Source organism: Methanofollis sp. W23 (assembly GCF_017875325.1).
GTDB lineage: Archaea > Halobacteriota > Methanomicrobia > Methanomicrobiales > Methanofollaceae > Methanofollis.
The window spans coordinates 2,645,122-2,657,980 of record NZ_JAGGMN010000001.1; the positions used below are offsets into that span (position 1 = coordinate 2,645,122).

10 protein-coding genes are annotated in these 12,859 nt (G+C 59.5%); 8 read left to right on the forward strand and 2 right to left on the reverse strand.

Features of this window, described 5'->3' with window-relative positions; translation table 11 throughout:
• Nucleotides 1–426 precede the first annotated feature (426 nt).
• The 5 genes from nuoE (at nt 427) to J2129_RS11520 (ending at nt 5,984) form a co-directional block, all read left to right on the forward strand.
• Nucleotides 427–882 (forward strand): NADH-quinone oxidoreductase subunit NuoE, encoded by a 456-nt coding sequence (gene nuoE / locus J2129_RS11500; protein ID WP_281069825.1) that lies wholly within the window; start codon nt 427–429, stop codon nt 880–882.
• Nucleotides 872–2,746: an NADH-ubiquinone oxidoreductase-F iron-sulfur binding region domain-containing protein gene (locus tag J2129_RS11505; protein WP_209630999.1), complete on the forward strand. Its 1,875-nt coding sequence runs from the start codon at nt 872–874 to the stop codon at nt 2,744–2,746. The genes nuoE and J2129_RS11505 overlap by 11 nt, the downstream gene beginning before the upstream one ends.
• 1 nt (nt 2,747) lies before the next feature.
• Entirely contained in the window at nt 2,748–3,515 is a 768-nt protein-coding gene (locus tag J2129_RS11510) for a 2Fe-2S iron-sulfur cluster-binding protein (RefSeq protein ID WP_209631000.1), read from the forward strand.
• A 172-nt stretch (nt 3,516–3,687) separates the two neighbouring features.
• Nucleotides 3,688–4,176: a 4Fe-4S dicluster domain-containing protein gene (locus J2129_RS11515; protein ID WP_209631001.1), complete on the forward strand. Its 489-nt coding sequence runs from the start codon at nt 3,688–3,690 to the stop codon at nt 4,174–4,176.
• The gene (locus tag J2129_RS11520) at nt 4,176–5,984 is read left to right on the forward strand and encodes an aldehyde ferredoxin oxidoreductase family protein (RefSeq protein WP_209631002.1); all 1,809 of its coding nucleotides are present in this window, start codon (nt 4,176–4,178) and stop codon (nt 5,982–5,984) included. The genes J2129_RS11515 and J2129_RS11520 overlap by 1 nt, the downstream gene beginning before the upstream one ends.
• 839 nt (nt 5,985–6,823) lie before the next feature.
• On the opposite strand, the gene J2129_RS11525 is transcribed toward J2129_RS11520, so the two are convergent.
• Both J2129_RS11525 and npdG read right to left on the reverse strand, forming a co-directional pair.
• Nucleotides 6,824–7,972: an iron-containing alcohol dehydrogenase gene (locus J2129_RS11525; protein WP_209631003.1), complete on the reverse strand. Its 1,149-nt coding sequence runs from the start codon at nt 7,970–7,972 to the stop codon at nt 6,824–6,826.
• A gap of 545 nt (nt 7,973–8,517) precedes the next feature.
• Nucleotides 8,518–9,165, reverse strand: a complete 648-nt coding sequence (gene npdG, locus J2129_RS11530; protein WP_209631004.1) for an NADPH-dependent F420 reductase — start codon at nt 9,163–9,165, stop codon at nt 8,518–8,520.
• Between the two features lie 548 nt (nt 9,166–9,713).
• Between npdG and J2129_RS11535 the strand changes: the two genes are divergently transcribed.
• Genes J2129_RS11535 through J2129_RS11545 form a run of 3 tightly spaced genes read left to right on the forward strand, consistent with a single transcriptional unit; the run spans nt 9,714 to nt 12,811 of the window.
• Nucleotides 9,714–10,187 (forward strand): NAD(P)H-dependent oxidoreductase subunit E, encoded by a 474-nt coding sequence (locus J2129_RS11535; RefSeq protein ID WP_209631005.1) that lies wholly within the window; start codon nt 9,714–9,716, stop codon nt 10,185–10,187.
• Nucleotides 10,171–12,036, forward strand: a complete 1,866-nt coding sequence (locus J2129_RS11540; RefSeq protein WP_209631006.1) for an NADH-ubiquinone oxidoreductase-F iron-sulfur binding region domain-containing protein — start codon at nt 10,171–10,173, stop codon at nt 12,034–12,036. The genes J2129_RS11535 and J2129_RS11540 overlap by 17 nt, the downstream gene beginning before the upstream one ends.
• A 1-nt stretch (nt 12,037) precedes the next feature.
• Nucleotides 12,038–12,811 (forward strand): 2Fe-2S iron-sulfur cluster-binding protein, encoded by a 774-nt coding sequence (locus tag J2129_RS11545; protein WP_209631007.1) that lies wholly within the window; start codon nt 12,038–12,040, stop codon nt 12,809–12,811.
• Nucleotides 12,812–12,859: the final 48 nt, after the last annotated feature.

A 12,859-nucleotide genomic window follows, 5' to 3' on the forward strand; every position in this document is an offset into this window, starting at 1 on the left:
ATTCATGTAGAATTGGATGTGGCGGGGATTCGCAGATAATTCAACAATTAAGGCCGTATATGGTCTCTGATGGTGTGCGGGTCCATGGCTCTCCACATGGGGGGTGTCCACCTCCATGAGAGGATCCGACCTGGATATGGCGTAAAAATCTCTTTAATTTGTGCTCTGATCCTGTGCGCGCCCTTCTGTGGCCGATTGATGCTCGGCTTTCATCGTCTCTCTGTACCTGCCTGGGGTGGAATTATTTTCAATTACATAATAAAATATTGTTTGTATAATGTCTCATTTGTACTGTTTAATCATGAAAAACTCTCAAATTCACGAGAATATCAACAGATGTAAATAGTTAGAGATTTTTTCATTAATTAGACCCAGAGTATACAATATCATGGAGGGTTTGAAACGACAGAGACACAAGAACAGGTCCTGACAGTGCGTCAGATCATCGAGGGTTACCCGAAAGAGCCCAGGTATCTGCTCGCAACCTTGCAGGACATCCAGGAACACCACAAATACCTATCAGTTGAATCGATGAAGATGGTCGCCGAGTATCTCGGCGTCCCTGAAAGCCGGGTCTTCGGTGTCGCCACCTTTTACAAGGCGCTCAGTCTTGTCCCGCAGGGCAAGAAGGTGATCAAGGTCTGTAACGGCACGGCCTGTCACCTGCGCGGCGCTCCCAAACTCGTCGAGGCGCTGGAGAAAGAGCTTGGCATCAAGAACGGCGAAACGACCGAAGACGGTCTTTTCACGATCCAGACAGTGAACTGTGTCGGAGCCTGTGCGATGGCTCCGGTGGTGATGGTCAATGACCGGGTGTATGGAAAAGTGACGATCTCACAGATCCCAGAAATTATCGAGGAGGAGAGGAAAGATGCGGTTTGAGACGATAAAAGACCTCGAAGAATACCGCGCAGGGCTTCTTGCCTCAGCGCCTGATGTTCCCCATATCTGGGTCTGTGCGGGACCGGGCTGTCTTGCCAACGGCAGCATGGCGATCTACGAGGCCTTCATGGCATATGCTGATGAGCACGGTCTGAAGGCCGATATCGATCTCAGGGCCGAGGCGACCGGGTGCCAGGGTTTCTGCGAGCGCGGCCCCCTCGTCACTGTCCGTCTCTCAAAGGACGCCGAAGAGATCTTCTACCAGCATGTCAAGCCCAAGGACGTCTCCGAGATCATGGAGAAGACCATTCTTGGAGGGAATACCGTCGACCGTCTCCTGTACCGTGATCAGGCCACCAAGTCGAAGATCGCTTCGACCTCGGCCGTCCCGTTCTATTCTCACCAGAAGAAGATCGTTCTCAAGAACTGTGGGCATGTCAATCCACTTTCCCTTGACGAGGCCCTTGCCGCTGGCGCCTATGCAGGGTTTGCAAAGGCCCTCTCGATGGAGCCGGCCGAAGTGGTCGGGGTCGTGAAGGCCTCTGGGCTGCGCGGCCGCGGCGGCGGCGGGTTCCCAACCGGGGTGAAGTGGGAGTCGGCCGCTATCGTCGACGCCCCGCAGAAATATGTGGTCGTGAACGGCGACGAGGGTGACCCTGGTGCGTTCATGGACCGCGCCGTCATGGAAGGCGACCCGCACACCATGCTCGAAGGGCTTGCGATCGGTGGGTATGCGATCGGGGCGACACGCGGCCTGATCTATGTCAGGAACGAGTACCCGATCGCGGTCGACCACCTCCGCCTCGCCATCGAGCAGGCGCACGAGTGCGGCCTCCTTGGCAAGAATATCCTGGGAAGCGGGTTCGAATTTGAGATCGAGATCGTCAGGGGTGGCGGAGCCTTTGTCTGCGGTGAGTCGACCTCCTTGATGACCTCCATCGAGGGGAGGGCCGGTGTCCCGCGGGTCAAGTACATCCGTTCGACCGAGAAGGGTCTCTGGGAAGGCCCGACCGTCCTCAACAACGTCGAAAGTTGGGCGAACATCCCGCAGATCCTGCTCAATGGTGCCGAGTGGTTCAAGAGCATGGGCACCGAGAACAACAGCGGGACCAAGGTCTTCTCGCTCGTCGGTAAGGTCAAGAACAGCGGGCTTGTCGAGGTGCCGATGGGCGTCACCCTGCGCGAGATGATCTACGAGATCGGCGGCGGGGTCTTGAATGACCGCGAGTTCAAGGCCGTCCAGACCGGTGGACCGTCTGGCGGATGTCTCCCGGCAAGTGAACTCGACCGACCGGTGGACTTCGACCAGCTCAAGGCCGCCGGGTCGATGATGGGGTCAGGGGGGATGATCGTGATGGACGATCACACCTGCATGGTCAATGTCGCCCAGTACTTCGTCGACTTCCTGGTCGAAGAGTCGTGTGGGAAATGCACCCCCTGTCGCGAGGGGTTGAAGGCGATGCAGACGTTGCTCCATGGTCTCACCTCTGGCACCGCCAAACCTGGCGATTGTGCCCTGCTCAAGGAGATCGCCGAACATGTGCGCGACACTGCCCTCTGTGGCCTTGGCAAGACCGCCGCAAACCCGGTGCTTGCGACGATGCACTGGTTCCCCGAAGAATACGAGGAGCATGAGAAGGAAGGTTTCTGTCGGGGTGGGGTCTGCAGCGGGCTCTACACCCTTGAGATCGACCCTGACCTCTGTACAGGGTGCACGCTCTGTGAGCGGGTCTGTCCGGCCGATGCAGTCTCTGGAGAGAAGAAGAAGCCGCACACAATCGATACACGTGCCTGTGTGACCTGTGGGTCATGTATCGACGCCTGTCGCTTCAAGGCGATCAAGGTCGTGAGGAGGAATGAGTAACATGGTTGAAGTGACGATCGACGGGCAGAAAATTGAGGTTGAGAAGGGAACGACCGCCCTCGAGGCGGCGCGTAGCCTGGGTATCGAGATCCCGACCCTCTGTTACCACGAGGGCCTCCCCCCAGATGGAAACTGCCGCCTCTGCCAGGTGGAGGTCACCGACGCGCGTGGCCGCACCAGCTTGGTCATCTCGTGCATGTACCCGATCAAGGGGCCGGTCGAGATCAGGACCGACACGCCGCGGGTCCGCGACGCCCGCGCCTTTGTGGTGACGTTGCTCCTCGCCCGTGCGCCTCACTCCCCGGTCCTCCAGCACCTTGCGGAGGAGTACGGCGTCAAACCTCTGGACGCGCGCTTTGTCCCTGAAGACGAGACCGACCTCTGCATCAGGTGCGGCCGGTGTGTGCGGGCCTGTGCCACCCTTGGCAACAACTGTATCGAGTTTGTCTGGCGTGGCTGGGAGAAGGAGGTGAACACCCCCTTCGAGGAACCGTCGCATACCTGCATCGGGTGTGGGGCTTGTGCCCAGGTCTGCCCGACCGGTGCGATCCGTGCCATCGAAGACGGGGCCACCAGGACGATCTGGGACCAGACCTTTGACCTCGTCGCCTGTGAGAGGTGCGGGGCGCGCTTTGCGACACCTGAACAACTCGAGGCAGTCAGCCCTGAGTTCAAGCCGACGGACGGGCATGTGCTCTGTCCGAGGTGCCGTAAACTTGCAGAGGCCCGTGCCGTTGCGTCCGGACTGGGAGCGCAGGAGGAGAACTGAAGGGAGGTTAAATAAACCTCCTCATTTCAGTTTGGAATCTAATCAAGGGGTGTTGACACAAACTACACATTTTATCATTGAAAATCTAATATATGCGTAAAATAATCGTATCGACCATAGAAATCTATAAATAATCAATCATTTGATTCTCAGATCAAAGGAGTGTACAATCATGGAGAAGACTGAGAACCTGCTACTGATCACCCCTGAGCGGTGCATCGGTTGTGGGACCTGCGAACTGGCATGCTCGATCGGGCATGTCGGAGAATTCAACCCGACTGTTGCGAATATCTCGGTCCTCAGGTTTGAGGCCGGGGTCAATGTGCCCATGGCCTGCCTGCAGTGCGACAAGCCTGCCTGTGTTGCAGCGTGCCAGACCGGTGCCCTTGAGAAAGACCCTGAGACCGGTCTTGTCGGTATCAACGGTGCCAAGTGCATCGGATGCCGCATGTGCATGATGGCCTGCCCCTTCGGCAACATCACCTACAATGCCGCGGCAAAGCAGCCCCTGAAGTGTGACCAGTGCGGCGGCCACCCATTGTGCGCTGAGTTCTGCCCGGCCAACGCCATCGAGTACCTGCCCGCCGACACCGCCACGGTGCAGAGGAAGAAGGCGTTTGCTGCAAAACTTGCCTCCGGGATCTCAGAGGTGAATGTATAATGTATGGATGGACTGGAACGGTGCTCCGCGTCAACCTGACCGAGGGCACGGTCAAGAAAGAACCCCTCAATAAAGACTTCGCAGAGAATTATATCGGCGGACGTGGACTCGGCGAGAAATACTTCATCGACGAGGTCGACATGGCTGTCGACGCCCTCTCCCCCGAGAACAAACTCATCTTCGCCACCGGGCCGCTGACCGGGACGATGGGGATTTCGACCGGGCGCTATGACGTCGTCGCCAAGGGCCCGCTGAACAACACGCTTGCCTCGTCCAACTCTGGTGGCTACTTCGGTCCGGCGCTCAAGTATGCCGGCTACGACCTGGTCATCCTCGAAGGAAAGGCTGAAAAACCGGTGTACCTCTGGATCAACAATGACAAAGTCGAGATCCGCGACGCTTCCCATCTCTGGGGCAAGACCGTCTACGAGACCGACGACGCCGTGAAGGCCGAGACCGATCCCGACGCCGAAGTGGCCTGCATCGGCCCTGCCGGTGAAAAGCTCGTTCTCTTCGCCTGCATCATGAACGACAAGCACCGTGCAGCCGGCAGGACCGGTATTGGCACGGTGATGGGTTCGAAGAACCTCAAGGCCCTTGCCATTCGCGGTACCGGCGGGATCAAGGTCGCCGACAAGGACGAGTTCCTCAACGCCGTCCGCGCCGCCAGGAAGAAGATCGCCGAGAACCCGGTCACCTCCCAGGGCCTGCCGACCTTCGGGTCCAACATCCTGGTCAACATCATCAACGAGTCCGGGGCACTCCCGACGAACAACTGGCGTGAGTCCTATGACCCAGAAGCAGACAAGATCTCAGGCGAGACCCTTGCCAGCGACAACCTCATTCACAACAAGGGGTGCGCCTCCTGTGTCATCGGGTGCGGGCGCGTCGCCAAGGCCAAGGGCAAGTTCAACGAGATCGGGGAAGGGCCAGAGTACGAGTCGGCCTGGGGCTTCGGTTCAGACTGTGGCATCCACGACATGGACGCCGTCCTGAAGGCGAACTTCCTCTGCAACGAACTCGGGATGGACACCATCACAATTGCTTCGACAATTGCCTGTGCAATGGAGCTCGTCGACATCGGCGCCCTCGACCCAGAGAAGACCGGGTGCGACCTCAGGTTCGGCAACGCCGATGCAATGGTCGAGATGACCCGTGCCACCGCCTACCGCGAGGGCTTTGGCGACGAGATCGCCGACGGGTCCTTCAGGATGGCTGCAAAGTACGGCCACCCCGAACTCTCGATGACCGTCAAGAAGCAGGAGATGCCGGCATACGACCCGCGTGCGATCCAGGGGATCGGGCTGGAATATGCCACCTCCAACCGTGGCGGGTGCCACGTGCGGGGCTACACCATCTCGCCCGAGATCCTCGGCCTTCCGATGAAGATGGACCCATCAGTCACCGAGGGCAAGCCTGAGATCCTCAAGGTCTTCCAGGATCTCACCGGTGCGCTCTCCGCCTCGGGCACCTGTCTCTTCTCGTCGTTTGCGATCGGCGCCGACGAGATCGCCGCCGAACTCTCCGCTGCCACCGGGGTCGAGTTCACGACCGAGAAGGTGATGGAGATCGGTGAGCGGATCTACAACATGGAGCGGATGTTCATCGTCAAGAACGGCTACTCCAGCAAGGACGATGTCCTCCCACCGCGGCTGCTCAACGACCCGATCCCGGCAGGCCCGGCAAAGGGTGGTGTCAGTCATGTGCCTGAGATGCTGCCGAAATATTACGAGATCAGGGGCTGGGACGCCGACGGTATCCCGACCCAGGAGAAGTTGGAGGCGCTTGGTCTGGCCGAGATGGCCTGAACCCCCTCTTTTTATCTTATTTTATCCGTCCAATTTGTGTCTGGGATCAGGACGGTGCAGTTCCTCCGATATACTCTGATTTTGATCAGGGTGTTCCTTACATCACCTCTGGAGATGAGGGCATGTATCGAGAGCACATCTCCTGGTAATGTGATTGGGCATTCGTGTGAGTCTCTGGTGTGTGGACCCTTGCTCTTCGTCTGGGCAGCACATCTGATCATCATGTCTTCTCATACCATTGTGTAGGAGGCTCCTCGAAGACCTGTGGGTCTGTGGCAGATCATAGATCTGCCTGAACAGGAATATCTTCAATTTTCAGCTTTGTAGAAATCCTCTGGACGGCTATCTCCTGGGAGGGCGTACCGCTCCCAGTCCCACATAACACGATAGGGCGAGGGCGGCAACACACTCATCAGGTTCGTCGATTCTGCCTTCCCGACTCGATCTTGATCCGACAGGAACACAAGCCATCGCCCCCCCCGCCTATCTTTATTGTTGGGTGTCGGGGGGGTTCCCCCGGCGCGAGATGAAGGTCAAAAATGTCTTCGTATATCTATGGGGTGGTCTGTTTGATCGACGTGCCTTCCCCCCATACGCCCCAGGGGCGCGGCACCCCCGGACCCCTGGGATGGCGATTGGGCCGGGAAGGCAGAGGAGGGATCATAAAATGGGGGGTGTAGTTCCCTACATTCTCTTCACACGCCCTCTCGTTCTTGACGCCCCACTGGAATGATCTCCCTTCTGCTCTCCTGTCGTCAGAAAAGGGATCAGAGGATCCATCTGAACTATTTTATGCGTGAAATATGCGTTTTTGGCTCATGCATGGCGCGGTAAATCCCTTACATCGCCTCTTTGTAGATCTCGATCACCTCTTCTTTCGTCGCGACCCGCGGGTTGGTGAGGTTGCAGATGTCTTTCATGGCATTCTCGGCCAGGGTCGGGATGTCCTCTTCCTTGGCGCCGAGCGACTTGACCCCTGGCGGGATCCCGATGTCGGTCGAGAGTGTCCTGATGGCGTCGATGGCCTTGTTTGCAGCTTCGGTGGTGGAGAGCCCCTCGACATTCTCGCCAAGTGCCCTGGCGATGTCGACAAAGCGCTCGGGTGCGGCGATGAGGTTGAACTTCTCGACATGCGGCAGGAGGATGGCATTGCAGACGCCGTGCGGGAGGTTGTAGAACCCACCGAGCTGGTGAGCCATGGCATGGACGTAGCCGAGACTGGCGTTGTTGAAGGCGATGCCGGCGAGGTACTCGGCATGGGCCATCATGTCACGTGCCTGGATGTCGGCGCCGTTGGCGACGGCCGGGCGGAGCCATTTGCCGATGAGCTGGATGGCCATCAGAGCGGCGGCGTCGGTGGTCGGTGTGGCGATGGTGGAGACATAGGCCTCGACGGCGTGAGTGAGGGCGTCCATGCCGGTGGCGGCGGTGAGTGCCGGCGGCATGCTGACCATCAGTTCTGGGTCGTTGATCGCGACCTTGGGGGTCATCTTCCAGTCGACGAGGGCCATCTTGACATGCCGGCGGGTGTCGGTAATGACCGCGAAGTTGGTCATCTCAGAGGCGGTGCCGGCGGTGGTGTTGACGGCGATGAGCGGCGGCAGCGGTTTTCCGACCTGCCCGGCACCCTCGTAGTCGTAGATTTTCCCGCCGTTGGTGGCGATGACCCCGACGCCTTTGGCGCAGTCCATCGGGGATCCCCCTCCTGCGGCGACGATCATGTCACAGCCCTCTTTCTTGTACATCTCGGCGCCCTTGTGGACGGCGTTATCGGTCGGGTTGGGTTCGGCGCCCGGATAGATCACAAAGTCGACACCCGCGCCCTTGAGAAGGACCCCGACATCTTCGGCGAGTGCCTTCCCATGTTTCCCGATCCCACAGACAATGAATGCTTTCTTTCCCCCGAGCATCGTGGCCCAGGTCCCGATATCTTTCACCGCCCCGGCGCCCATGAGAGCGACTGGCGGGTTGAGATAGGTGGATGTCATTTCTTTTTCCCCTCCGTATGGGGCACCGCAACAGGTACCCTGTGAGGGTGAGAGATCCCCTGAGGGCATAAAATATTTTGCCCGGTTTGAGAGATTTTCGGTTTTCTCCTCAAAATTGGTCTGAATCTCTTTACGTCTCGGTCCCCTGTAGGTGGTCTGGCGGAATCTCTGTTCTGTGTGTGGATGGGAGAGCGTGCGGTCAAGGGGTATGGAGGCCAGAATGGTGTTGGTGTGGGTTTCTCTCTTCTTTGGGGGCACGGGCATCCCGGGGTGCTGACAGTGGTCCTGAAGATCAGTCCTGGGGGTCTGCATCCCCATGAACCTCCCATAGATGAGGATGGGGTGGGCGGCACGATGCTTGATCAGTGTTTGCTCATCAGACACAAGGAGGGGGATCAGGGATCAATCCGTTCTCATATCTGAACGCCGTGAGAATGTTCGAATGCGTATAGGTGAGTCCAGGGGTCATGCCGGGTTCTACCGAACCGGCCGGATCGATGACCACGACGGACCTCTCAGGATCCAAAAATGAAAAATCTTCAGGTCTACCTGAAATAGACCCCAACGTCGCGCATCTTGCTGAACCTGGCGATGTTGATGACAAGAGGGGTGATGGCCTCAATGTACGGCGATACTGCAAGGGGACCAGCGTCCAGGGCCTTGAGTTCTGAGACCGAGTTGACCAGTTCCATCACTCTCTTTTTTGCGTCGTCGAAGTCTGAACAGACACAGACCGAGTAATCGAGAGGTTCGGAGAGCTGCTGCCACTTGCCCGCCGGGATGTTGTTGAAGGCGGCGACGACCTTTGAGTCTGGCAGAAGTTTCTGGAGTTTAAGGGCGGCCGAGCCGTCCTCTGGCGGGTTGTACTTGAAGTAGTCGGTCCTGATCATCGGGTTCATCAGGCTGATAACCGTCTTGCCCTCCAGTCCGGTGAGCCCCTCGATTGTCCTCTCCAGGTTCTCGGCCGGGATCGAGAAGACAACGATCTCGGACTCGTCCACGACCCCCTGGTTGGTCGTCGGGAGCAGGTCGAAAGGAAGACCCAACACCTTGAGGGCATAGCCGCAGAGTTCGCAGGCGGCCTGGGCCTTCTCTTCGATGCGCGACCCGATATAAACCGAGTGGTCCTGTGAGAGCCGCAACGCCATCCCCTGTCCGATCCCCCCGGTCCCTCCAATAATTCCTACTTTCATGTCGGCTTCCTACTGTATTGTATATCTTATGCTTTTCGCCATAAGGTTCTTGAGACCTGATCTGCCCCTGGCAGGTGATGCCAGGGGACGCAGCACCATACTGGTACTTCGAAAATCCCTTAAATCTGGCTCTGTAGAGACCTTCGTAGCCCTCTCAGAGTGGCCGTCTGGTCACGTGTCTTCTTGCCTCTTCGTACCTGGGGGGCTGTGCCCCCTGGATGGACCCCGGACCCCCCCTACGACGAGGATGGGTGGGGACGGCAATGGGGCGGTGTTTCCCTGTGGTGTCCTGCTCGGAGGGGGGAGAAGGGACCCACTCACTCTTAGAGACCCCCATGAATTTCCAACCGCGTATGCGTGAACCCGGGAAAGGTGCCGTCAAGGGTCTGGAAATGAAGACTACTCTTCCTCGACTTTGATCAGGAAATGAAACCGGCTCCATCTTTTCCTCCCTTTCCCGCGGTCAGATCCGGACCTCCCGCCCACGAAGGTTTTTTCTACCCTGAGACCCGGTGAGGGTAGCACGGGAGGGAGAGATGACTGGAGGCATGGGAGATCACAAAGAGGTGCAGGAGATCCTTGGGGCCTATCCGCGGGATCCCAGGCATCTGCTCGCGGCATTGCAGGACATCCAGGCCGAATACAAGTATCTCTCGATCGAGTCGATGAAAGAGGTCGCCAGGTATCTTGGCGTGTCGGAAAGCCAGGTCTTTAGTGTCGCCACCTTTTACAAGGCGCTCAGTCTTGTCCCACTGGGAAAGAAGGTGATCAAGGTCTGCGCAGGCACGGCATGCCATCTCCGCGGGGCGCCGCGACTCGTCGAGGCCGTCGAAGACGCACTTGGGATCAGGGACGGCGAGACCACCGAAGACGGACAGTTCACCCTCCAGACCGTGAACTGTGTCGGGGCCTGTGCGATGGCGCCGGTCGTGGTGGTGAACGAACGGGTGTACGGCAAGATGGGGATCGCCGATATCCCGGGTATGATCGAGACGGAGCGTAAGGATGAGGCTGGAGAGTAAGGAGGCGCTCGAGGGCTACCGCACCTCGCTGCCACCGAAAGGGGGCACGACCAGGGCGTGGGTACAGGTCTGCGCCGGCACCGGGTGTCTCGCCTTCGGGAGCGCAGCGGTGCGCGAGGCCTTCGAGGAGGAGGCCAGGAAGAGGGGCATGGAGGTCGGGGTCGCCTTCATGGCCGACGCCACCGGGTGTCATGGATTCTGCGAGCGAGGGCCCCTGGTGGTCGTCCACCCGGGCGAGATCTTCTATCAGCAGGTGAAGGTCGCGGACGTCCCCGAGATCTTCGAGAAGACGGTCCTGAACGGCGAGGTGATCAGGCGTTTGCTGTACCGCGATCCCTCGACGAAAGAACGCTACCAGTCCGCCGAGAAGATCCCGTTTTATGCACGTCAGCACCGGGTCGTCCTCAAGAACACCGGGCAGGTCAACCCCTTCGAGATCGACGACTGTATCCGCGAAGGGGGGTACGCCGGGCTTGCAAAGGCCCTTGCGATGGCGCCGGCCGAAGTGGTCGGGGTCGTGAAGGCCTCTGGGCTGCGCGGCCGCGGCGGCGGCGGGTTCCCGACCGGGGTGAAGTGGGAGGCCGCTGCCATGATCGAGGCGCCTGAGAAGTACATCGTGGCCAACGGTGACGAGGGGGATCCCGGCGCCTTCATGGACCGTAGTCTCATGGAAGGCGACCCGCACAGCGTCGTCGAGGGGATGATCATCGGGGGCTATGCCGTCGGCGCCACCCGTGGGATCATCTATGTCAGGAACGAGTACCCGCTCGCGGTCAGGCACCTCACCCGTGCCATCGAGCAGGCGCACGAGTATGGGCTCCTGGGCAAGGGGGTGCTTGGGAGCAATTTCGATTTCGAGATCGAGATCTTCCGGGGCGGCGGGGCCTTTGTCTGCGGCGAGTCCACCGCCCTGATGACTTCTATCGAGGGAAAGGCCGGGGTTCCACGGGTCAAGTACATCCGTTCGACCGAGAAGGGACTCTGGGAGGCCCCGACCGTCCTCAACAATGTCGAGACCTGGGGGAATATCCCGCAGATCCTGGTGCATGGGGCTGAGTGGTTCAGGAGTATGGGCACCGAGAATAGCAGTGGGACCAAGGTTTTCTCGCTCGTCGGCAAGGTCAAGAACAGTGGGCTTGTCGAGGTGCCGATGGGCATACCCTTGCGCACGATGATCTACGAGATCGGTGGCGGGGTGCTGAAAGACCGCGATTTCAAGGCGGTCCAGACCGGCGGGCCGTCAGGGGGGTGTCTGCCGACCGAGAAACTCGACCTCCCGGTGGACTTCGACGAACTGCTCAGGGCCGGGTCGATGATGGGGTCTGGGGGGATGATCGTGATGGACGAGCACACCTGCATGGTCAATGTCGCCCAGTATTTCATCGATTTCCTGGTCGAGGAGTCGTGCGGGAAATGCACGCCCTGTCGCGAGGGACTCAAGGCGATGCAGACGCTGCTCCACGGTCTCACCTCGGGTACTGCCAGGCCCGGCGACACCGCCCTGCTCAAGGAGTTTGCCGGGTATGTGCGCGACACCTCCCTCTGTGGCCTTGGCAAGACCGCTGCAAACCCGGTGCTCTCGACGATGCACTGGTTCCCTGAAGAATATGAGGAGCACGAAAACGAGGGGTTCTGCCGGGCCGGGGTCTGCAGCGGGTTGTATGCCCTTGAAATCGACCCTGAACTCTGCACCGGGTGCACCCTCTGCGCCAAGGTCTGCCCGGTCGATGCCGCGACCGGGGAGAAGAAGCAGACCCACCATATCGACATGGAGAAATGCATCACTTGCGGGTCGTGCATTGATGTCTGTCCTGTCAGGGCGGTCAAGGTCGTGAGGGAGGTGAGGTGAGATGGTGGAAGTGACGATCGACGGGCAGAGGACTGAGGTCGAAAAAGGGACGACAGCCCTGGAGGCGGCGCGTGCCCTGGGCATTGAGGTGCCGACTCTCTGCTACCACGAGGGGATGGCGCCTGACGGGAACTGCCGCCTCTGCCAGGTGGAGGTGGGCGAACTCGGGCGGAGCAAACTGGTCATCTCGTGCATGTACCCGATCACGCGGCCAGTCGAGATCATGACCGACACTCCCGCGGTCCTTGCCGCCCGCGCCTTTGTGCTCAGGCTGCTCCTTACCCGTTCGCCACACTCACCGGTCCTCCAGCACCTTGCGGAGGAGTACGGCGTCGAACCCCTGGACGAACGTTTCGCTCCAGGCGGAGAACCCGACCTCTGCATCAGGTGCGGCCGGTGTGTGCGGGCCTGCGCCGACCTTGGGAACTGTCTCGGGTTTGTCGGGCGCGGATGGGAGAAGGAGGTGCATACGCCATTCAGAGAACCGACCGCTGACTGTCGGGGGTGTGCGGCCTGTGCCGAGGTCTGCCCGACTGGTGCGATCCCTGTCGTCGAGGACGAGGAGGCGGGCACCAGGACGATCTGGGGGCGGACCTTCGACCTGGTCGCCTGCGAGGTCTGCGGCGAACTGTTTGCGACGAAGGAACAGATCGAGGTGGTGGAACCCGGGTTTGAGACGAAAGGCCTGCGGCTTCTCTGCCCGAGGTGTCGGCGGATCGTCGAGGCGCGGGAGGTCGGGGCCGGGGTGGGGTCGCGTGAGGAGAAGAAGGGGTGACTATCTCACCCTGGTGACGGGATGGGAACGGTTAAATTGGAGAGTAGA

Excerpts from the sequence above, each read along its gene's own strand:
- J2129_RS11505 (WP_209630999.1), top strand. The coding sequence starts at position 872 with ATGCGGTTTGAGACGATAAAAGACCTCGAAGAATACCGCGCAGGGCTT.
- J2129_RS11510 (WP_209631000.1), top strand. The coding sequence starts at position 2,748 with ATGGTTGAAGTGACGATCGACGGGCAGAAAATTGAGGTTGAGAAGGGA.
- J2129_RS11515 (WP_209631001.1), top strand. The coding sequence starts at position 3,688 with ATGGAGAAGACTGAGAACCTGCTACTGATCACCCCTGAGCGGTGCATC.
- J2129_RS11520 (WP_209631002.1), top strand. The coding sequence starts at position 4,176 with ATGTATGGATGGACTGGAACGGTGCTCCGCGTCAACCTGACCGAGGGC.
- J2129_RS11525 (WP_209631003.1), bottom strand. The coding sequence starts at position 7,972 with ATGACATCCACCTATCTCAACCCGCCAGTCGCTCTCATGGGCGCCGGG.
- npdG (WP_209631004.1), bottom strand. The coding sequence starts at position 9,165 with ATGAAAGTAGGAATTATTGGAGGGACCGGGGGGATCGGACAGGGGATG.
- J2129_RS11535 (WP_209631005.1), top strand. The coding sequence starts at position 9,714 with ATGGGAGATCACAAAGAGGTGCAGGAGATCCTTGGGGCCTATCCGCGG.
- J2129_RS11540 (WP_209631006.1), top strand. The coding sequence starts at position 10,171 with ATGAGGCTGGAGAGTAAGGAGGCGCTCGAGGGCTACCGCACCTCGCTG.
- J2129_RS11545 (WP_209631007.1), top strand. The coding sequence starts at position 12,038 with ATGGTGGAAGTGACGATCGACGGGCAGAGGACTGAGGTCGAAAAAGGG.